This is a genomic window from Mycobacterium fragae (assembly GCF_002102185.1).
GTDB classification, from domain to species: domain Bacteria; phylum Actinomycetota; class Actinomycetes; order Mycobacteriales; family Mycobacteriaceae; genus Mycobacterium; species Mycobacterium fragae.
On the sequence record NZ_LQOW01000027.1, the window covers coordinates 35,312 to 55,966 of the forward strand.

Annotated in this window: 13 protein-coding genes and 1 pseudogene; 8 read left to right on the forward strand and 6 right to left on the reverse strand. The window is 66.3% G+C overall.

The window, feature by feature from the left end; genetic code table 11:
- Window positions 1-226 precede the first annotated feature (226 nt).
- Entirely contained in the window at window positions 227-2,062 is a 1,836-nt protein-coding gene (locus AWC06_RS16460) for an acyl-CoA dehydrogenase (RefSeq protein WP_085199086.1), read from the forward strand.
- Between the two features lie 302 nt (window positions 2,063-2,364).
- Here AWC06_RS16460 and AWC06_RS16465 read toward each other — a convergent pair whose 3' ends face one another.
- Complete coding sequence (locus tag AWC06_RS16465) at window positions 2,365-3,732, reverse strand: acetyl-CoA C-acetyltransferase (protein ID WP_085199087.1); 1,368 nt, start codon at window positions 3,730-3,732, stop codon at window positions 2,365-2,367.
- Between the two features lie 134 nt (window positions 3,733-3,866).
- Here AWC06_RS16465 and AWC06_RS16470 point away from each other — a divergent pair, with 134 nt between their 5' ends.
- Both AWC06_RS16470 and AWC06_RS16475 read left to right on the forward strand, forming a co-directional pair.
- The gene (locus AWC06_RS16470; protein WP_085199088.1) at window positions 3,867-5,231 is read left to right on the forward strand and encodes a 3-oxoacyl-ACP reductase; all 1,365 of its coding nucleotides are present in this window, start codon (window positions 3,867-3,869) and stop codon (window positions 5,229-5,231) included.
- A 1-nt stretch (window position 5,232) separates the two neighbouring features.
- Window positions 5,233-6,075, forward strand: a complete 843-nt coding sequence (locus AWC06_RS16475) for a MaoC/PaaZ C-terminal domain-containing protein (RefSeq protein ID WP_085199089.1) — start codon at window positions 5,233-5,235, stop codon at window positions 6,073-6,075.
- Here the strand turns inward: AWC06_RS16475 and AWC06_RS16480 are convergent.
- Complete coding sequence (locus AWC06_RS16480) at window positions 6,072-6,716, reverse strand: TetR/AcrR family transcriptional regulator (RefSeq protein ID WP_085199090.1); 645 nt, start codon at window positions 6,714-6,716, stop codon at window positions 6,072-6,074. The genes AWC06_RS16475 and AWC06_RS16480 overlap by 4 nt on opposite strands.
- A 54-nt stretch (window positions 6,717-6,770) precedes the next feature.
- Window positions 6,771-7,916, reverse strand: a complete 1,146-nt coding sequence (locus tag AWC06_RS16485) for a glycoside hydrolase family 3 N-terminal domain-containing protein (RefSeq protein WP_085199091.1) — start codon at window positions 7,914-7,916, stop codon at window positions 6,771-6,773.
- Window positions 7,917-7,997: 81 nt separating this feature from the next.
- Here AWC06_RS16485 and AWC06_RS16490 point away from each other — a divergent pair, with 81 nt between their 5' ends.
- From AWC06_RS16490 to AWC06_RS16500, 3 genes are read left to right on the forward strand one after another with little or no spacing between them, the layout of a single operon-like run.
- Window positions 7,998-8,171, forward strand: coding sequence for a DUF2613 domain-containing protein (locus tag AWC06_RS16490; protein WP_067342410.1), 174 nt, complete (start codon window positions 7,998-8,000; stop codon window positions 8,169-8,171).
- 1 nt (window position 8,172) lies between these two features.
- A complete protein-coding gene (locus AWC06_RS16495) occupies window positions 8,173-12,420 on the forward strand; it encodes an alpha-(1->3)-arabinofuranosyltransferase (RefSeq protein WP_139820092.1) in 4,248 nt (1,415 codons plus the stop codon).
- Between the two features lie 51 nt (window positions 12,421-12,471).
- Window positions 12,472-13,920, forward strand: a complete 1,449-nt coding sequence (locus AWC06_RS16500) for a lipase maturation factor family protein (protein WP_085199093.1) — start codon at window positions 12,472-12,474, stop codon at window positions 13,918-13,920.
- A 63-nt stretch (window positions 13,921-13,983) separates the two neighbouring features.
- On the opposite strand, the gene cydB is transcribed toward AWC06_RS16500, so the two are convergent.
- The 3 genes from cydB to AWC06_RS16515 are packed head-to-tail and all read right to left on the reverse strand — an operon-like array spanning window position 13,984 to window position 18,160.
- The gene (gene cydB / locus AWC06_RS16505; protein WP_085199094.1) at window positions 13,984-15,093 is read right to left on the reverse strand and encodes a cytochrome d ubiquinol oxidase subunit II; all 1,110 of its coding nucleotides are present in this window, start codon (window positions 15,091-15,093) and stop codon (window positions 13,984-13,986) included.
- 16 nt (window positions 15,094-15,109) lie between these two features.
- Window positions 15,110-16,558 (reverse strand): cytochrome ubiquinol oxidase subunit I, encoded by a 1,449-nt coding sequence (locus AWC06_RS16510; protein WP_085199095.1) that lies wholly within the window; start codon window positions 16,556-16,558, stop codon window positions 15,110-15,112.
- A gap of 45 nt (window positions 16,559-16,603) precedes the next feature.
- Complete coding sequence (locus AWC06_RS16515) at window positions 16,604-18,160, reverse strand: succinic semialdehyde dehydrogenase (protein ID WP_085199096.1); 1,557 nt, start codon at window positions 18,158-18,160, stop codon at window positions 16,604-16,606.
- Between the two features lie 8 nt (window positions 18,161-18,168).
- Here AWC06_RS16515 and AWC06_RS16520 point away from each other — a divergent pair.
- Together AWC06_RS16520 and AWC06_RS16530 are read left to right on the forward strand one after the other, a co-directional pair.
- Window positions 18,169-18,339, forward strand: a pseudogene (locus tag AWC06_RS16520) (helix-turn-helix domain-containing protein); the annotation flags it as partial.
- Between the two features lie 483 nt (window positions 18,340-18,822).
- Window positions 18,823-20,415 carry a PPE family protein gene (locus AWC06_RS16530; protein WP_085199098.1) on the forward strand — a complete coding sequence of 531 codons (1,593 nt, stop codon included), beginning with the start codon at window positions 18,823-18,825 and terminating at the stop codon, window positions 20,413-20,415.
- Window positions 20,416-20,655: the final 240 nt, after the last annotated feature.

A 20,655-nucleotide genomic window follows, 5' to 3' on the forward strand; every position in this document is an offset into this window, starting at 1 on the left:
GTCGCGTGACCATCGACACAGTTGCCGCGGATTCGCCATCGCCGCAGGTAGACCAGCATATCACCGCATCCACGAGGGCCATGCCAACCGGTTGGTTAATTAGGCAGTGGAATTTAGCTCACACTTGCTTGCATTGAAGTTACCGATCGGTATAGTTGGCCCTGTTACTGGTGGGTAACTTAGCCCTAGTACCCAACCAAGGTGGCGTTCTCATCGAGGAGGAATAGTGAGCCACTACAAGAGCAATGTCCGTGACCAGGTATTCAACCTGTTCGAGGTCTTCGGTGTCGACAAGGCACTCGGTGACGGCGACTACGGCGACCTGGACACCGACACTGCCCGCGAGATGCTGGCGGAGATGAGCCGGCTGGCCGAGGGCCCAGTCGCCGGGTCGTTCGTCGAGGGCGACCGGAATCCCCCGGTCTTCGACCCGGAGACACACTCGGTGACGCTGCCCGAGTCGTTCAAGAAGTCCGTTCACGCGGTGCTCGATGCCGGTTGGGACAAGGTCGGTATCGATGAGGCGCTCGGCGGCACCCCGATGCCCAAGGCGTTGGTGTGGGCGCTGCATGAGCACCTTCTGGGCGCCAACCCCGCGGTCTGGATGTATGCCGGCGGCGCTGGATTCGCCAACATCCTCTACCACCTCGGCACCGAAGAGCAGAAGAAGTGGGCCGTCCTGGCCGCTGAGCGCGGCTGGGGTTCGACCATGGTGCTCACCGAGCCGGACGCTGGTTCGGACGTCGGCGCCGGCCGGACCAAGGCGGTCAAGCAGGACGACGGGTCGTGGCACATCGACGGTGTCAAGCGGTTCATCACGTCCGGTGACTCCGGCGACCTGTTCGAGAATATTTTCCACTTGGTGCTGGCCCGCCCCGAGGGCGCAGGGCCGGGCACCAAGGGCCTGTCGCTGTTCTTCGTGCCCAAGTTCCTGTTCGACTTCGAGACCGGTGAGCTCGGCGAGCGTAACGGCGTGTTCGTCACCAATGTCGAGCACAAGATGGGCCTGAAGGTTTCCGCGACCTGTGAGCTGTCGTTCGGTCAGCATGGCGTTCCCGCCAAGGGCTGGCTGGTCGGCGAGGTGCACAACGGCATCGCGCAGATGTTCGAGGTCATCGAGCAGGCCCGAATGATGGTCGGTACCAAGGCCATTGCGACGCTGTCCACCGGCTACCTCAATGCGTTGGACTACGCCAAGGAGCGTGTGCAGGGCGCCGACCTGACCCAGATGACCGACAAGACCGCGCCGCGGGTGACGATCACTCATCACCCCGATGTGCGTCGCAGCCTGATGACGCAGAAGGCGTACGCCGAGGGTCTACGCGCGCTCTACACCTACACCGGTACCTTCCAGGACGCGGCCGTGGCCACTGCGGTGCACGGCATCGACCCCGAGCTGGCGGTCAAGGTCAACGACCTGTTGCTGCCGGTGGTCAAGGGTGTCGGCTCGGAGCAGGCCTACGCCAAGCTGACCGAGAGCCTGCAGACGTTCGGTGGTTCGGGCTTCCTGCAGGACTACCCGGTCGAGCAGTACATCCGCGACGCCAAGATCGACTCGCTCTACGAGGGCACCACCGCCATCCAGGCGCAGGACTTCTTCTTCCGCAAGATCGTCCGCGACAAGGGTGTGGCGCTGGGCCACCTGGCGAGCCAGATCGAGGAGTTCGTCAAGAACGAGTCGGGCAATGGCCGGCTCAAAGCCGAGCGTGAGTTGCTGGCCACTGCGCTGGCCGACGTTCAGGCGATGGCCGCGTCGCTGACCAGCTACCTGATGGCCGCGCAGGAGGAGGTCACCAGTGTCTACAAGGTGGGCCTGGGCTCGGTGCGCTTCCTGATGAGTGTCGGTGACCTGCTGATCGGCTGGTTGCTGCAGCGTCACGCCGCGGTGGCGCTGGAGGCGCTCGACGCCGGCGTGAGCGACGCCGACCGGGCCTTCTACGAGGGCAAGATCGCCGTGGCGTCGTTCTTCGCGAAGAACTTCCTGCCGCTGCTGACCAGCACTCGCCAGGTGCTGGAGACGCTCGACAACGAAATCATGGAGCTCGACGAGGCAGCGTTCTAAGCCTCGCCGAGCGGACGTAAAAGCCCCCCGCGCGAACCGCGTGTCGGGGGCTTTTACGTCTGCTCATCCACGTGGAGGCTTGCGCCGAAAAGGGGCCGCCGCTGGCTCCCCTCTTTCCTGCGGCGGCCCCTTAACGCCACCCCGTAGGGGTACAGGTATGGCCTAATCCAAGGATGCCCCGCGCTGCCATCGGGTCGGGGGGTCGGACGACAACACGGAGCTATCCGACTCCTCGGTTACCCGTCCGGTGTCGTTGCTAAACGTCGCTACCTGGCGACCGAAAGCCCTTCTGCCCTGCGGTATCAGGCTTCGAGAATGGCGGCGACGCCCTGGCCGCCGGCAGCACAGATCGAGATCAGCGCGCGCAACGGCTTCGCGGCGTCTTTCCCCCCGCCCTGCTGCTTTGCCTTCTTCTCCGCCAGTTGCTTGGCTGCCTGCGCGAGGATCCGCCCGCCTGTGGCTGCGAAGGGGTGACCAGCGGCCAGCGACGAACCGTTGACGTTGAGCTTGGACCGGTCGATGGAGCCCAACGCGGCATCCAATCCCAGCCGCTGCTTGCAGTACTCCTCGGATTCCAGCGCCTGCAGGTGTGCGAGCACCACCGAGGCGAAAGCCTCGTGGAATTCGTAGAAATCAAAGTCCTGCAGGCTCAGCCCGTTGCGGGCCAGCAGTCGGGGTATCGCGTAAGTCGGCGCCATCAGCAGTCCGTCGGCGCCGTTGACATAGTCGACCGCGGCCGTCTCGGCGTCCACGAAATAGGCAAGTGGCGACAGGGAGTGCTCGGCGGCCCATTCCTCACTGGCCAGCAACGCCACCGAGGCACCGTCGGTCAGCGGCGTGGAATTGCCTGCGGTCATCGTCGCGTCGCCGGCTTTCACGCCGAACACCGGCTTGAGTTTGGTCAGCTTGTCCACCGACGCGTCCGGCCGAAGGTTGTCGTCGCGGTAGAGACCCAAAAATGGGGTGACCAGGTCGTCGAAGAAACCCCGGTCGTAGGCGGCCGCCATGTTGCGGTGACTGGCCGCGGCCAGCTCATCTTGATCGACCCGCTTGATGCCCATCTGCTTGGTGGTGATCGCCTGGTGCTCACCCATCGACAACCCGGTTCGAGGTTCGGCGTTCACCGGGATCTCGACCCCGAGCGTCGCGGGCAGCTTGCCCACCAACTTCAGCCGCTCGACGTTGGATTTCGACCGGCGCAGCGCCAGCAGCGTGCGGCGCAGGTTATCGCCGAAACCGATCGGCGGATCGGAAGTCGTGTCCACCCCGCCGGCGGCGGCAACCTCGTAGCGGCCGGAGGCGATGCCGTCGGCCGCGGCGATCGCCGCCTGCAGCCCTGTCCCACAGGCTTGCTGGATGTCGAACGCCGGCGTGTAGGACGACAGCGCCGAGCCCAGCACGCATTCGCGCATCAGGTTGAAGTCGCGGCTGTGCTTGAGCACCGCACCGCCGATCACCGCGCCCAGCCGTTCACCGGCCAGGCCGAATCGGTCGACCAGCCCGCGCAAGGCGGCGGTGAACATGTCCTGGTTGGACGCGTCGGCGTACGCGCGGTCGGAGCGCGCGAACGGGATCCGGTTGCCGCCCAGCACGGCGACGCGCCGCGTCGAACGGGTCCCGTCGGCGTTGACCTTCGGCTGGGAACTTGAAGAAGAACTTTCAAAACTCACGCTTATCTCCGTCAGGTGGGGGTTATCCGCGATTAGTACCCAGTAGGCATACTACCTACTGATCTTACTCTGGAGTAAGTTCGCTATCGATACGGTAGTCGACAGATGACAGGCTCGATACGGAAGGCAACTCAGTGGCCCCCAAGGTTTCATCGGATCTATTCTCCCAGGTCGTCAACTCCGGCCCCGGGTCGTTTCTGGCCAAGCAACTCGGCGTTCCGCAGCCCGAGCCGTTGCGCCGTTATCGGGTCGGCGATCCGCCGCTGGTCGGGTCGCTGCTGATCGGCGGTGAGGGCCGGGTGGTCGAGCCGCTGCGCGCGGCGCTGAACACGGACTATGACGTGGTGGGCGCCAATCTCGGTGGCCGCTGGGCGGATTCGTTCGGCGGGCTGGTTTTCGACGCCACCGGTATCACCGCGCCGGCCGGGTTGAAGGCGCTGTACGAGTTCTTCACCCCATTGCTGCGCAACCTCGGCCCCTCCGGCCGCGTCGTCGTCGTCGGCACCACGCCCGAGGCGGCGGGCAGCACCGACGAGCGGATCGCGCAGCGCGCGCTGGAGGGCTTCACCCGCTCCCTGGGCAAAGAGCTGCGCCGCGGCGCCACCGCTCAGCTGGTCTACCTGGCCCCCGACGCCAAACCTGCCGCCACCGGCCTGGAGTCCACGATGCGGTTCATCCTGTCGGCGAAGTCGGCCTATGTCGACGGCCAGGTGTTCTACGTCGGCGCCGAGGATGCCACCCCGCCGAGCGACTGGGACCGCCCGCTGGACGGCAAGACCGGCATCGTCACCGGCGCCGCCCGGGGTATCGGCGCGACGATTGCCGAGGTGTTCGCTCGCGACGGAGCCCGGGTGGTAGCGATCGACGTCGAGGCGGCCGCCGAGGCGCTCGAAAAGACAGCCAGCAGAGTCGGCGGTACGGCGCTGACCCTCGACGTCACCGCGGACGACGCCGTGGAGAAGATCACCGAACATCTGGGTGAGCACCACAACGGCCGGGCCGACATCCTGGTCAACAACGCCGGCATCACCCGCGACAAGTTGCTGGTCAACATGGACGATGCCCGGTGGGACGCCGTGCTCGCCGTCAATTTGCTTGCCCCGCTTCGACTTACCGAGGGACTGGTCGGCAACGGCAGCATCGGCGAGGGTGGCCGGGTGATCGGGCTGTCGTCGATGGCCGGCATCGCGGGCAATCGCGGGCAGACCAACTACGCCACCACCAAGGCCGGCATGATCGGCCTTGCCCAGGCCCTGGCGCCCGAGCTTGCCGGCAAGGGCATCACGATCAACGCCGTCGCACCGGGATTCATCGAAACACAGATGACGGCCGCCATCCCGCTGGCAACCCGCGAGGTGGGCCGTCGGATGAACTCGCTGTTTCAGGGCGGGCAGCCCGTCGATGTCGCCGAGACCATCGCCTACTTCGCCAGCCCGGCGTCAAACGCGGTGACCGGCAATGTGATTCGTGTGTGCGGCCAGGCAATGTTGGGGGCGTGAAGTGACACAGCCAAGCGGTTTGAAGAATCTCGTGCGCGCGGCGGCCGGGGCGCTGCCGTTCGTGCCGCGCAGCGACACCCTGCCTACCCGAATGCTGAAAGTGCAGGACCTGCAGATCGACCGGTCCAACGTGGCCGACTATGCCGCGGTCACCGGGCTGCGCTACGGCGACACCGTTCCGTTGACCTATCCGTTCGCGCTGACCTTCCCGACGGTGATGTCGCTGGTGACCGGATTCGACTTTCCTTTCGCCGCAATGGGAGCCGTGCATACCGAAAACCACATCGAGCAATACCGGCCGATCGCGGTGACCGACACGGTCGGGATCGCGGTGCATGCGGAGAACCTTCGCGAACACCGCAAGGGCCTGCTTGTCGATGTGGTGTCCGATGTCAGCGTCGGCAACGATCTCGCGTGGCATCAGGTGACGACCTTCCTGCATCAGCAGCGCACCAGCCTGTCCGACGAGCCCAAACCGCCGCCCCAGAAGCAGCCCAAGTTGCCTCCGCCGAACGCCATCCTGCGGATAACCCCGGGCCAGATTCGTCGCTACGCCGCCGTCGGCGGCGATCACAACCCGATCCACACCAACCCGATCGGGGCCAAGCTGTTCGGCTTCCCCACCGTCATCGCACACGGGATGTTCAGTGCCGCAGCGGTATTGGCGAACCTTGAGGCCGGCCTGCCCGACGCGGTCACGTATTCGGTGCGGTTCGGAAAACCGGTGGTGCTGCCCGCCAGTCCGGGTCTGTACGTCGATCAGGTCGAAGGTGGCTGGGACATCAGCTTGCGCAACATCGCCAAGGGATACCCCTACCTCACGGGAACGGTCAGGTCGCGCTAACCGACACTCGCGCCGGACTGACCGCCGCCGACTTCGGCCACGTCCCTATCCGACGGCGTGCCCTTGAGGCCGCGCCAGAACAGGTTGATCATCAGTTCGGCCGCCTCGTCGACGTCGGTATCGCCGGTGCTCAGCCGGGTCGCCACCGCCTCGCCCGCCCCGACCAGCGCTACCGCCATCATCTCGAAGTCGGCGTCGGGGTCGGGGTGCCTGGTTCCGCTCTGCAGTAGTCGGGCGACCAGCTCGATGATCCGCGCACGTCCCTCCCGCACGGTGTGCGCGAACGCCTGCGAGCTGGTGGCCTGGGTGTACATCACTATCCACGACGCCCGGTTGGCGTCGATGTAGCGCATGAACGACAGAATTGCGTTGCGCAGCAAGTCCTTCGGGCTCTGCTCGGGGTCGATGTCTTCGCTCACACCGTCGATGAACCGCGTCAGCTCGCGGTTCAGGCAGGCGCCGAACAGCTCCTCCTTGGAGCCGTAATACAGGTAGAGCATCGGCTTGGAGATCTGCGCTCTGGCGGCGATCGCGTCCATGGACGTCTCGTGGTAGCCGTTTTTCGAGAACATCTCGACGGCGGCGTCGAGCATCTGCTGTTCGCGGACAGCACGCGGTAGCCGCTTGGTGCCACCTGCCATGCTGTGCCCTTCCAGACCTGCTTTACGCCACCGAGGTTAGCTGAATCCAGTGCGCTAGCGCCCGCACTCAGAGCGTCGGCCCTTCATCTGCGCGATCCGCAGCACCGACGCATCGACCGCCGGCATCGTCAGCTCACCTGCGGCCAGGGCCTTCTCGAGGCGAGCCAGCACCGCGGGCACCTCGTCGGTGGTGACCCACAACGCGATGTCGGTGCCCGCCTGCAGGGTCCGCAAGACCGCGTCGGGCACGGTGTAGCGCTCGTTCACCGCAGCCATGCTGGACAGGTCGTCGCTGAACACCGGGCCATTGAAGGGCGGACCGCCGTAGCCGCTGCCGGTGCGCAGCAACCGCACGGCGTCCGGGTTGAGGCTTGCCGGAAGATTGCCGGGCAGCCCGGGAACCTGCAGATGGCCGACCATGACGCCGACCGGGGCCGCGGTGACCAGCGTCCGATAGGGCACCAAATCGTCTTTTTGCAGCTCGGCGAGCGGCGGCGTGGTGACCCCGCCGGTGTGCGAGTCGCCGGACCCGTGCCCGTGTCCGGGGAAATGCTTGAGCACCGGTAGCAGCCCGGCGTCGCGCAGGCCCCGCGCATATGCCCCGGCGTACTCGGTGACCTTGGCGGGATCCGAGCCGAACGACCGGTCGCCGATCACGGTGTCGTCCGGCGCATCGGTGACGTCGACCACGGGAGCGAAATCGATGGTGATGCCCAGGTCGTGCATCCGCTGTCCCCGCTTCAGCGTCGTGCCGTAGACCTGTTCAGGAGACTGGGTCTGGGCCAGCACCCGCGCCGACGGCGCCGGCCCGATCAGCGGAGACAGCCGGGACACCCGCCCGCCTTCTTCGTCGACGCTGATCGCCAGCGGCAGGGCTGTCGACGCGGTAAGACCCTTCAACGACCCGTCTTTCAGCATCGACAGCTCGGTCCAACTGCCGATGAAGATGCCGCCGACGTGGTGGTCTTTCACCACAGCCGTGGCGTCGACGCGGTTACGCACCCCGACCATCAGCAGCTGAGCCAGCTTGTCACGGGTCGACATTGCCGCCAGGACGGCCGCCGAGTCCCCGCATGCCGGTGCGGCGGCGGCCTGGTGGGACGGCGCCGGTGCCGACTTGGGTCGTTCGCCGGTGCCGCCGCACGCCGCCGACAGCATCGTCACCGCGGCGAGCGCGGCCAGAACGCGGGGAAAAGACATCCGCCCATGCTGTCATGACGCCATGGCCGCCGCTCCCACGGGCAACGACCGCGACCGCTAGTTCTGCTAGGTTTGGCGACTATGAATCGGTTCGTGGCGCCCGCCGCCGCCAGCGTCGTGGTCGGTTTGCTGCTGGGTGCCGCCGCCATCTTCGGGATCACGCTGATGGTGCAGCAGGACACCAAGCCCCCACTTCCCGGCGGCGACCCGCAGTCGTCGGTACTCAATCGGGTTGAGTACGGCAACCGCAGCTAGCCTGAGCTCGCCGCTCTCGCGGCGCTGGTTGTGGTTGGTCGGCACGGTCGCGCTGGCCTTGAGCTTCGTCCAGTCGCCCGGGCAGATTTCTCCCGACACCAAGCTCGACCTCACCGCCAACCCGCTGCGCTTCCTGGTTCGGGCGACCAACCTGTGGAACAGCGAGCTGCCATTCGGGCAGGCGCAAAACCAGGCCTACGGCTACCTGTTTCCGCACGGCACGTTCTTCTTGGCCGGTCACCTGCTGGGGCTGCCGGGCTGGATCACGCAGCGGCTGTGGTGGGCGCTGCTGCTGACGGTGGGTTTCTGGGGGTTGCTGCGGGTCGCCGAGGCGCTGCACATCGGGACGCCGACGTCGCGGGTGATCGCCGCGGCGGCGTTCGCACTGTCGCCGCGGGTTCTGACCACCCTGGGGTCGATCTCGTCGGAGACCCTGCCGATCATGCTGGCGCCGTGGGTGCTGCTGCCGACGATTCTCGCGTTGCGCGCAGATCCCGGCAGGTCGGTGCGACGGCTGGCCGGGCAGGCCGGTCTCGCGGTCGCGCTGATGGGGGCCGTCAACGCCATCGCGACGCTGGCGGGCTGTCTGCCCGCCGTGATTTGGTGGGCCTGCCATCGGCCGAACCGGCTGTGGTGGCGATACACCGGATGGTGGCTGGTTGCCCTGGCCCTCGCGATGTCGTGGTGGCTGGTGGCGCTGGTACTCATGGCCCGGATCAGCCCGCCGTTTTTGGATTTCATCGAATCTTCCGGTGTCACAACGCAATGGTCGTCACTGGTCGAAGTGCTGCGCGGCACCGACAGCTGGACGCCGTTCGTGGCGCCCGACGCCACCGCGGGGGCACCACTGGTCACCGGCTCGGTCGCGATCCTGGGCACCTGCCTGGTCGCCGCCGCCGGGCTGGCCGGGCTCGCCGGGATGGCAATGCGCGGGGGCCCGGTGTCCGGGCGGCTGGTGACCATGCTCCTGGTCGGCGTGGTGCTGCTGGCCGCCGGCTATGGCGGCGGGCTGGGCTCACCGATGGCGCATCAGGTGCAGGCCTTCCTGGATGCCGGCGGAGCCCCGCTACGTAACGTGCACAAGCTGGAGTCCCTGATCCGGATCCCGGTACTGCTGGGCCTGGCCGAGCTGCTGGGCCGGATACCGCTGCCTGGCAGTGCACCGAGGCCGGTGTGGATCCACGCGTTAGCTCACCCGGAACGCGACAAACGGGTGGCGGCCGGAATCGCTGTGCTGACCGCCCTTCTGGTAAGCACCTCGCTGGCGTGGACCGGCCGGATCACCCCGCCCGGCACCTTCAGCGCGATACCGCGGTATTGGCACGAGACCGCCGACTGGCTCACCGAACACAACACCGGTACGCCGGCTCCGGGTCGGGTGTTGGTGGTTCCCGGCGCGCCGTTTGCCACCCAGCTGTGGGGTACCAGCCACGACGAGCCGTTCCAGGTGCTCGGCGAGAGTCCTTGGGGGGTACGCGATTCCATCCCGCTGACACCGCCGCAGACCATCCGGGCGCTGGACTCGGTGCAACGCCTGTTCGCCGCCGGCAGACCCTCCTTGGGTCTGGCTGATACCCTTGCCCGCCAAGGGATTTCGTACGTCGTGCTGCGCAACGACCTGGACCCCGACACGTCGCGGTCGGCGCGCCCGATCTTGGTGCACCGGGCCATCGCCGGGTCGCCGCGGCTGCAGAAGGTCGCGCAGTTCGGTGCGCCGGTCGGGCCGGGCCCGGTGTCGGGATTCGTCAGCGACAGCGGATTACGGCCGAGGTATCCCGCCGTGGAGATCTACCGAGTCCTCAAAGACGAAGCGGCGGCGCGCAATCCTGCCGCGCCCTACCTCGTCGACACCGACCAGTTGGCCCGCGTCGACGGCGGGTCCGAGGTGCTGCTGCGCCTCGACGAGCGCGGGCGCCTGCTCGGTGAGCCCGCCCTGGGCCCGGTGCTGACGACCGCCGAGGCCACCCGCGCCGGTCTGCCGACTCCCGTCGTCACGGCCACCGACACCCCGGTCGCCAGGGAGACCGACTACGGCCGAGTCGACAATCATTCGTCGGCGATCCGCGCCGCCGGCGACGCCCGGCACACCTTCAACCGGGTGCCCGACTACCCCACCCCCGGCGCGCCGACCGTATACGGCGGCTGGACCGGCGGCCGGCTCACGGTGTCCAGCTCGTCGTCGGATGCCACAGCTCTGCCCGACGTCGCCACCGCGTCCTCGCCCGCCGCCGCGATCGACGGCGATCCGGCGACCGCGTGGGTGTCCAACGGGCTGCAGTCCGCCGTCGGGCAATGGCTGCAAGTGGACTTCGACCATCCGGTGACCAACGCCGTCATCACGGTCAAACCCAGTGCGACCGCCGTCGGCGCCCAGGTCCGCAGGATCCAGGTGTCCACCGTCAACGGCACCACCACGCTGCGGTTCGACGAGGCCGGCAAACCGCTGACCGCGGCGCTGCCATATGGCGAAACGCCGTGGGTACGCGTCACCGCGATCGGCACCAACGACGGATCCGCCGGTGTGCAGTTCGGCATCACCGACCTGTCGATCACCCAATACGACGCCTTCGGGTTCGCGCACCCGGTCGACTTGCGCCACACCGTGCTGGTTCCCGGACCGCCGGGCAATGCCGCGGTCGCCCGGTGGGACCTGGGCGCTGAACCGCTCGACCGACCGGGCTGCGCCGAGGGTCCAGGGGATCCCGGGATTATGCACTGCGCGGCGTCGATGGCGCTGCTACCCGAAACGCCGGTCACGTTCAGCCGCACGCTGACCGTGCCCCAACCGGTGTCGGTCACGCCGGCCGTCTGGGTGCGCGCACGGCAGGGTCCCAAGCTGGCCGATCTGATCGCCGAGCCGGACACCGCACGGGCCAAGGGTGATTCCGATCTGGTCGATGTCCTCGGCTCGGCGTATGCGACCACCGACGGCGATCCGGCCACCGCGTGGATTGCGCCGCAGCGGGTGGTGCAGCAGAAGACACCGCCGACGCTGACCATCACCCTGCCCCGGCCGACCGAGGTGACCGGGCTGCGCCTGCTGCCCGCCGCGTCGCCGGTACCCGCGCATCCCACGCTGGTCGCCGTCGACCTCGGCGACGGCCCGCAGGTCCGCGAAGTGCGCACATCCGGCGACGGGGCCGGCGGAGCACAAAGCCTGTCGCTGAAACCGCGGATCACCGACAGGGTCACGCTCAGCCTGCTCGACTGGGACGACGTCATCGACCGCACCGCGCTGGGCTTCGACCAGCTCAAGCCGCCGGGGCTGGCCGAGATCGCGGTGCTCGGCAGCGACCACCGACCCGTGGCGGCCGCCGACCCCGCGCGTAACCGGGCCCGCGCAATCACCGTCGACTGCGCCCACGGTCCGGTGCTCGCCATCGCCGGCAGGTTCGTGCACACGACGATCAAGACCACGGTCGGAGCACTGCTGCGCGGCGACCCGGTGGCCGCCCAACCGTGCGAGCGTCAGCCGATCGCGTTGCCGGCCGGTCAGCAGGAGCTGTTGATCAGCCCGGGCGAGCGGTTCGTCGTCGACGGCGCTCAGCTATCCGGGCCACTCGCCGCCGAATTGCCCAGTGCCAGAACGGTTCAGGCCGATACCGGGGTATGGAGTCCGGCCCGTCGCGAGATCCGGCTACCGGACGCGACGACGTCGCGGGTGCTGGTGGTGCCGGAAAGCATCAATCCCGGTTGGGTGGCACGCACCAGCTCCGGGATCAGACTGACGCCGGTAGCGGTCAACGGATGGCAGCAGGGCTGGGTGATGCCGGCGGGAACGTCCGGCACCGTCACGCTCGCCTTCGCGCCCAATTCGTGGTACCGGGCCGGCCTGGCCAGCGGGCTGGCGCTGCTGCCGCTGTTGGCGCTGATGGCGTGGTGGCCCGCGCGCCGCCGGCAGCGAGAAGACGCTCCCGCCCGCCCGTGGGCACCCGGGCCGTGGGCCTCGGTTGCGCTGCTTTCCGCTGGGGGGCTGGTCGCCGGCGTCGTGGGCGTCGTGGTGTTCGGCGCCGCGTTGGGGCTCCAGTGGATGCTGCGTGATCAGCCGCGGCACCGGTCGACGGTCAACGTGGTGTTGAGCGCAAGTGGACTGATTCTGGCCGGTGCCGCGCTGTCCCGGCATCCGTGGCGGTCGGTCCACGGTTACGCCGGGCACTCCGCCGGTGTGCAACTGCTGGCTCTGATTTCGCTGGCGGCAGTGGCCGCGTCGGTGGTCGTGTCGCGACGGCGGCCCTCGATTTCCGACTGATTGGCGAGATACGCGGGACAATGGACGCTTACCGTCCAAGGAGCCGCGGGCATGGGATGGTTGAGCGCACCCGAATATTGGCTGGGCCGACTGATACTGGAGCGCGGTATCGCGGCCGTGTACCTGATTGCATTCGTCGCTGCCGCGCGCCAATTCCGCGCGCTGATCGGCGAGCACGGAATGTTGCCGGTCCCCCAATATCTGGCGCGGGTGTCCTTCCGCCAGGTGCCGAGCCTCTTCCACTTCCGCTATTCCGATCGGCTGTTCGCCGTCGTCGCGTGGCTGGGTGCGGCGCTGTCGGCGGCGATCATCGCTGGGGTGACCGGCCTGGTGCCGCTTTGGGCGGCGATGTCGATGTGGCTGCTGCTCTGGATTCTTTATCTGTCGATCGTCAACGTCGGACAGACCTGGTATTCGTTCGGCTGGGAGTCGCTGCTACTGGAGACCGGTTTTCTGGCGATCTTCCTCGGAAACGACCGGGTCGCTCCGCCGCTGCTGACGATGTGGTTGGCGCGCTTGCTGCTGTTCCGGCTCGAGTTCGGTGCGGGACTGATCAAGCTGCGTGGCGACTCGTGCTGGCGCGATCTGACCTGCCTGTACTACCACCACGAGACGCAACCGATGCCCGGGCCGCTGAGCTGGTTCTTCCATCATTTGCCCAAGCCGCTGCACCGAATCGAGGTGGCGGGCAACCATTTCGCGCAGCTCGTGGTGCCGTTCGGGTTGTTCGCCCCGCAGCCGGTGGCCAGCGTGGCGGGGGCGATTGTCGTCATCACCCAACTGTGGTTGGTGGCCTCCGGCAACTTCGCGTGGCTCAACTGGTTGACGATTCTGTTGGGCTGCAGCGTAATAGACGCGTCGTCATGGTCGGCCGTGTTTCCGATCCCAGCGCCGTCCGCGATGGCTTCGACGCCGCCGTGGTTCGCCGGCCTGGTGATCGTGTTCGCGGCGGTGTCGCTGTTTTTGACCTACTGGCCGGTGCGCAACATGATTTCCCGCGCACAGCGAATGAACATGTCATTCAACCCCCTCCATTTGATCAACACCTACGGCGCATTCGGCAGCATCGGGCGAACCCGCCGGGAGGTGGTGATCGAAGGTACCGACGAGGCAGAGATCACCGATCACACGGTGTGGAAGGAATACGAGTTCAAGGGCAAGCCCGGAGCGATTCGCCGGCTGCCGCCGCAATGGGCGCCGTATCACCTCCGCCTGGACTGGCTGATGTGGTTCGCGGCCATCTCCCCGCACTACGCATACCCGTGGCTTCGGGGATTCCTGGTACGGCTACTGCAGAACGACCCGCCGACGCTGCGTCTGCTGCGCCACAATCCCTTCCCGGATACGCCGCCGCGCTATGTGCGAGCCCAGCTTTACCGCTACCGGTTCACCACATGGCGGGAACTCGTGCGCGAACGGGCGTGGTGGCATCGCACACTCGAGGGTGGTTACCTGCGACCCGTTGCGTTGGAGAAGGTGACGTTCCGGGGAGCCGAGTGAGGTTAGGCGCTCAGATTGGCGGCGCGGATCCCGTCTCCGACCTTTTGTCGACGGCAGGATCAATTACACCGCGGGGACGTCACGCGTCGTGTCGGCGCGCGGTCCGGCAGCGTCCCTGCGCAACCCAATTGACGGCGGGATGGCCTCGGCAGAAATACGGCGGCTGAATACCCAATACGTCCAAGCCTGGGCAACGAGTACCGCCGGGGCGGTGATTAGCGCGGCCCACGTCATGATCTTCAGCGTGTAGGGAGTCGACGACCCGTTGTAGATGGTGACGCTCCACTGCGGGTTCAGTGTCGACGGCACCAGGTTGGGATACAGCGCGCCAAATAGCAGCACGACGACCGCGGCGACGACGAGCGTTGTGCAGACGAAAGTCCACCCCTCCCTGGGGTTTCCGGTCATGATTTTCAGGCCGATCCGCTGACGCCACACAAGTGCGACCGCGGCCAGCTGGGCGGCTACGGCGACCGCCAGCAGATACCAGGTCCAGTCCTTTCCATGGGCCAACTGGGTCCACAGGCCGAATACTGCGACGACGGCCGTCACGGGCAATGACATGACTGTTGCGAAACGCAACGCGTCTTCGCGAACGCCTTGGGCGGTCTTGAGGACCAGAAAAGCCGCACCGTGGAATAGGAACAGGGCGGTGGTCGCCACACCGCCCAACACAGTGTAGGGGTTGATGATGTCGCCGAACGCGAGATGGACCCGATGGTTCGCGTCCACCGGCAGTCCCCGTATCAGGATCGCGAATGCGACGCCCCAGAGCACTGCGGGGAGCCAGGATCCGGCCGCGATGCCGATATCGGCCCAACTGCGCCACTTTGTGTCGTCGATCTTCCCACGCCATTCGATGGCCACGGCACGCAGGATCATCCCGAACAAAATGGCCAGCAAGGGTAGATAGAGCGCAGAAAAAACCGTGGCGTACCAGTTGGGGAACGCGGCGAACATGGAACCGCCGGCGACGATCAGCCACACTTCGTTGCCGTCCCAGACCGGCCCGATCGTGTTGAGGACGGTTCGTCGGTGCTGCTCGGCGTCGCCCTTGGCGACGCGGCCCAGCGGCGCCATCAACATCCCAACCCCGAAGTCGAAGCCCTCCAGAATGAAAAAGCCGACGAATAGTGCGGCGAGGATTGCGAACCAGAGTTCATGCAAATCCACCGGCGATCAATTCCTTTCAGTACGCGAACGACAGCGGCGCAACCTCGTCCTCACTCGGCGCCGCGGGAGGCGCTGGTTCGGCATCGTGCTCCTGGGGCCCGGCAACCACGTAGCGGCGCATCAACCCGAACCAGATCACCGCGAGCACACCGTAGACCAGCGTGAGTGTGATCAGCGAGAACAGCACCATACCGGCGACGTGGTCGGACACGCCCTGGTGCACGGTGATGTGGATCATCGGATCCCCGTTCGGGTTGGGTGCCACGATCCACGGTTGGCGGCCCATTTCGGTGAATATCCACCCGGCGCTGTTGGCCAAGAACGGGGTCGGGATCGTCAGCAGCGCGAACCAGGACAGCCACCGCAGCTTGGGAATGCGGCCGCCTCGCGTCATCCATAGGGCCGCAAGGCAAAACAATAGCGGCACGGCGAGCAGTCCGACCATCGCGCGGAACGACCAGTACGTCACGAACAGGTTCGGCTGGTAGTTGCCCGGTCCGAACTGTTTCTCGTCTCGCTGTTGGATGTCTTTGACACCTTCGAGCGTTACACCGCTGAACTTGCCTTCGGCCAGGAAGGGCAGCGCGTATCGCGCCTCGAGGACGCGCACGACGCTGTCGCAATTGTTGTGGGTACCCACCGTCAGGATCGAGAACGTTGGGTCGGTTGCCGTGTGGCACAAAGATTCCGCCGACGCCATTTTCATCGGCTGCTGCTTGAACATCAGCTTGCCCTGGACGTCCCCGGTGAAGAACAGCGCCACGGCGGCCACCAGCACAACCCAGCAGCCCAGGATGGTCGCCGGTCGGTACATGGTGCGCGCCTCGTCCGCTGTCGGTTCGCGCACCATCAACCAGGTAGAGATCGCGGCGACGAACACACCGGCGGTCACCCAGCTGCCCACGACAGTATGCGTAAATGCCGCTATCGCAGTGTTATTCGTGAAAAGCGCTACGATACTGTCGAGTTCGGCGCGTTTGGTCGCCGGGTTGTAATGCGCTCCGACCGGATGTTGCATAAACGAGTTGGCGGCGATGATAAAGAACGCAGAGACGTTCACCGAGATCGCCACGACCCAGATGCATCCCAGGTGCACGAGGCGCGGCAGCCGGCTCCAGCCGAAGATCCACAATCCGACGAAGACCGACTCGAAGAAGAACGCGGCGAGCCCCTCCATGGCCAGTGGTGCGCCGAAGATGTCACCGACGAAGCGTGAATATTCGCTCCAGTTCATGCCGAACTGGAACTCTTGGACGATCCCGGTTGCCACCCCCAACGCAAAGTTGATCAGGAACAACTTGCCGAAAAACTTCGCCAATCGATACCAGGAGGTGTTGTCGGTGACCACCCAGACCGTCTGCATCAACGCGATCAGCGGAGCCAGTCCGATCGTCAGCGGCACCATGATGAAGTGGTAGACGGTCGTGATCCCGAACTGCCACCGCGAAACATCGACTATGCCCATCAGCGCTGACCTACCGAGTCGAATTGGTTGGGCATCGCTGTTCTCCTACTTGACTCCGGGCAGCCGTTTGAGGGCGCGCAGTCCAGCGGTCATGATCCGCGCATAGCGGTCGGGCTTTAGCCAAGTCGGGGCGCCGACGGGCAGCAGGCGTTCGGTCGCAATCGTCTGCGATTCGGTGTATTTGAGGATTCCGTGCTCACCATGGCGGCGCCCGAGGCCCGACGCCTTCATGCCGCCCATCGGTGCGTCGACCGATCCCCAGGCCGCCGCATAGGCCTCGTTGACATTGACGGTGCCCGCCTGCAGGCGGGCGGCAACTCGCTGGCCGTGCTTCGGATCCGAGGTCCAGACGCTGAAGTTGAGGCCGTAGTCGCTGTCGTTGGCCTTCGCGATCGCCTGGTCCTCGCTCTCGACGCGGTAGAGCGACACAACCGGCCCGAACGTCTCGTCGGCGAACGCAAGCATGCCTTCGCGAACCCCGGAAAGGATTGTCGGCTCGTAGAAGTGCGGTCCGATGTCGGGGCGCGCCTTGCCACCGGCCAGCACGGCGGCGCCCTTGGCCACCGCGTCGTCGACATGGTCGATTACGGTCTTGAGCTGCTTCTCGGAGATCAGCGAACCCATATCGCCCGAGTAGTCCAGGGCGGCGGAGAGTTTCAACGCCTTGGCGGCGTCCGCGTAACGCGTGGTGAATTCATCCCACAGGGTCGCCGGGACGTAGATGCGCTCGACCGAGATGCACAACTGCCCGGCATTGGAGAACGCGGCCCGCAGCGCGCCAGATACCGCCTTGCCGACATCGGCGTCGTCGAGGACGAGCAGCGCGTTCTTGCCGCCCAACTCCATCGAGCAGTCGATCAGCTGGTGACCCGCCTGCGCCGCGACGGTGCGGCCGACAGCGGTGGAACCGGTGAACATCAAATAGTCCGACTGCTCGATGATCGGCGCGCCTAACTCCGAGCCGGATCCGGTGACGACTTGCACCAAACCCGGCGGCATGCCGGCCTCCTCGAGCAACTGCACCGCCCACAGCGCCGAAAACGGTGTCTGCTGATCGGGTTTGGTCAGCACCGCATTGCCTGCGACGATCGCCGGGATGGCGTCGCTGATGCCGAGCGTCAGCGGATAGTTCCACGGCGAGATGATGCCGACCAGGCCCTTGGGGTGATGGAGTTCGGTGACCTGGGTGAGCATCAGCTGCACACCTTGACGTCGTTTCGGACGCAGGTAGTCGGCGGCGGTATTGGCGTAGTACCGGGCCGTCAAGCATACGTCGAGGACTTCCTCGAACGCATGCCGGCGCGCCTTGCCGTTCTCCAGTTGGATCAGATCGAGGACTTCATCCTGTCGCTTGAGCACCAGATCGTGGAAGCGCAGCAGCACGGAAGCTCGTTCCTTGATCGGCCGGGCGGCCCATCCCGGCTGAACCGCCCGGGCGCGCGCGGCGGCAGCGGCTACATCATCAGGTGTGCAGCGCGGGACATCCCCAAGCGGCTGACCGGTCATCGCGTTGGTGACCTCCAGGCGGGAGGGCGCGTCCGCGGCTTCCACCTGGCTCGCCAATTCTTTGAGAAAAACAGTGTTTCCGTCGAATGCGGTCATGACTTTGCCAGAATACGCTTCGAGTGTTCTTGCGCACCGGCTCGAGTTACAAGGCGGCCGCCGAGGAGCTGCATCTGCATTCTGACTCTGTGAAGTACCGCGTCCACAGGGCCGTCGAACGCCGCGGCAGACCGATCACGGACGACCGCCTCGACGTCGAAGTCGCCTTGCTGCTTTGACACTGGTACGGCGCCGCCGTATTGCGGTAGCTATTACAACGTCTCGCCCAGCTGACCGAGCCGCTCGGTCAGCCGCAGGATCTCCGAATAGTCGGTTGGCGATTCTGTTGGGCTGCAGCGTAATCGACGCTTCGTCATGGTCGGCCGTGTTCCCGATCCCAGCACCGCCCGCGATGGCCCAAGACCCCGCCGGTTCGCCCGCCTGGTGATCGTGTTCGCGGCGGTGTCGCTGTTTTTGACCTACGCTTGCGGGCTGGCCACGCCATCCGAGGTGCCCATCCGACGCAGCCGCTACTTAACTCCATACGCGGCCCTTGGCCTTATGCGTTTGGTATGAGGATGGCGGGCACCGTTGATAACGACAACCATTTTCAAATACCGTCTCGGCGACCCGTTAGCCTTTCCAGCCCAGGAGTTGCCGAAGATGACGTTGCCTGCCGCACCCACCACGCTGATCGCTGACTGCAGCGGGGGCATTCGCTGATGATCGCACCGATCTGGATCGCCTCACCGCCGGAGGTGCATTCGGCGTTGCTTAGCAGCGGCCCGGGCCCGGCGTCTCTGTTCGGCACGGCCGCCGCGTGGAGCTCGCTGAGTGCCGAATACGCCTCGGTAGCAGAGGAACTCAGCGCGGTGTTGACGTCGACACAAGCCTGGGCATGGCAGGGTCCGAGCGCGGAGTCCTACGTGGCGGCGCATGCCCCGTATCTGGCATGGTTGATGCAGGCCAGCGCTCACAGCGCTGCGGCGGCCGCGCAGCACGAGGTCGCGGGCACGGCCTACACCGCCGCGCTGGCGGCGATGCCGACGCTGCCGGAGCTGGCCAACAACCACGCTATCCACAGTGCCCTGGTGGCGACGAATTTCTTTGGGATCAACACGATTCCGATCGCGGTCAACGAGGCCGACTACGCGCGGATGTGGATCCAGGCCGCCACCACCATGACGACCTATGAAGCAGTCTCCACCGCGGCGGTGGCCGCCACCCCGCAGACCGATCCGGCCCCGCAGATCTTGAAAGCCGACACCACCGCCCAACACGATCACGAGGAAGACGACGACCACCACGGCCATGAGCACGGGTTCGACAGCCCGCTCAATCAGTTCGTCGCCCAAATCCTGCGGCCGTTTGGGATCGAATGGGATCCGGTCGAGGGGACGCTCAACGGACTGCCATTTGAGGCCTACACCAACCCGGGAGACTTGCTCTGGTGGGTCGCTCGAGCGCTCGAACTGTTCTCGGACTTTCAGCAGTTTGGCGCGTTGTTGGCCGAAAACCCCGCGGCGGCTTTCGAGTTCATCACCAACCTCGTGCTGCTCGACTGGCCGACTCACCTAGCCCAGCTCGCTAGTTGGCTCCCGACGCAGCCGCAGCTGTTTTTGGTACCCGCGCTCGTCGCCGTGGCTCCACTCGGGGCCCTGGGCGGTCTCGCCGGCCTGACCGGGCTCGCGCCCCCACCTACGCCCGTGGCGGCGCCGGCAGCTCCACCCCCTCCTGCAGTGGCCAACCTGCCGGCGGCGCTCGGAACGACCCCAATCACCGTGCCTGTTGCGGCCGCACCGTCGGCGCCCGCGCCCGCGCCTATGCCAACGGCCAGCACCGCGGCCAGCCCGGCACCGCCCGCGCCGCCGGCCGCGGGTGCGGTCCCATTTGTGCCTCCTTTTGCCGTTGCGCCCCCGGGTATCGGGTCTGGTTCAGGAATGGGTGCGAGAGCTGCCGCCGATGCGAAAAAGAAGGCGCCAGAGCCCGATTCGGCCGCGGCGGCCTCCGTGGTGGCCGCGCGGGAGGCCGCGCGGGTCCGTCGGCGCCAGCGGGCGCGGCAGCGTGGATACGGCGATGAGTTCATCGACATGAACGTCAACGTCGATCCGGACTGGGAGGAGCCGGCGACGTTAGCGTCAGAACGCGGCGCCGGGAAGCTGGGCTTCGCAGGCACGGCATGCAAGGAAAATTCTGCCGCGGCGGGCCTCACCACCCTGGGCGGTGATGAACTGGGCGGCCGGGCCAGGATGCCGATGATTCCTGGCACCTGGAACCCGGGTGACCGCGACGGGGTGCACGACAGAGAGGGCTGAGGTCCCTTAAACGCTTCGACTTCACTGCGTCACACTTGCTTTGGGCCCATCTCGACGCCGTAAACCCGGTAGGGCTGTCGGCCGCCGATGCTGACACGCGAATGGCGGGCGTACTTCCGCACGTGGACGGCGTGGAACCACGTCCGCACCGTCACCGCGTTTGTCGGCGCCGTGCTGATGCTGCTAGGGCTGCGCTACCGCTAGCTCTGTGGTGTGAGCCCGGGCGGCATCGGGTAAAGA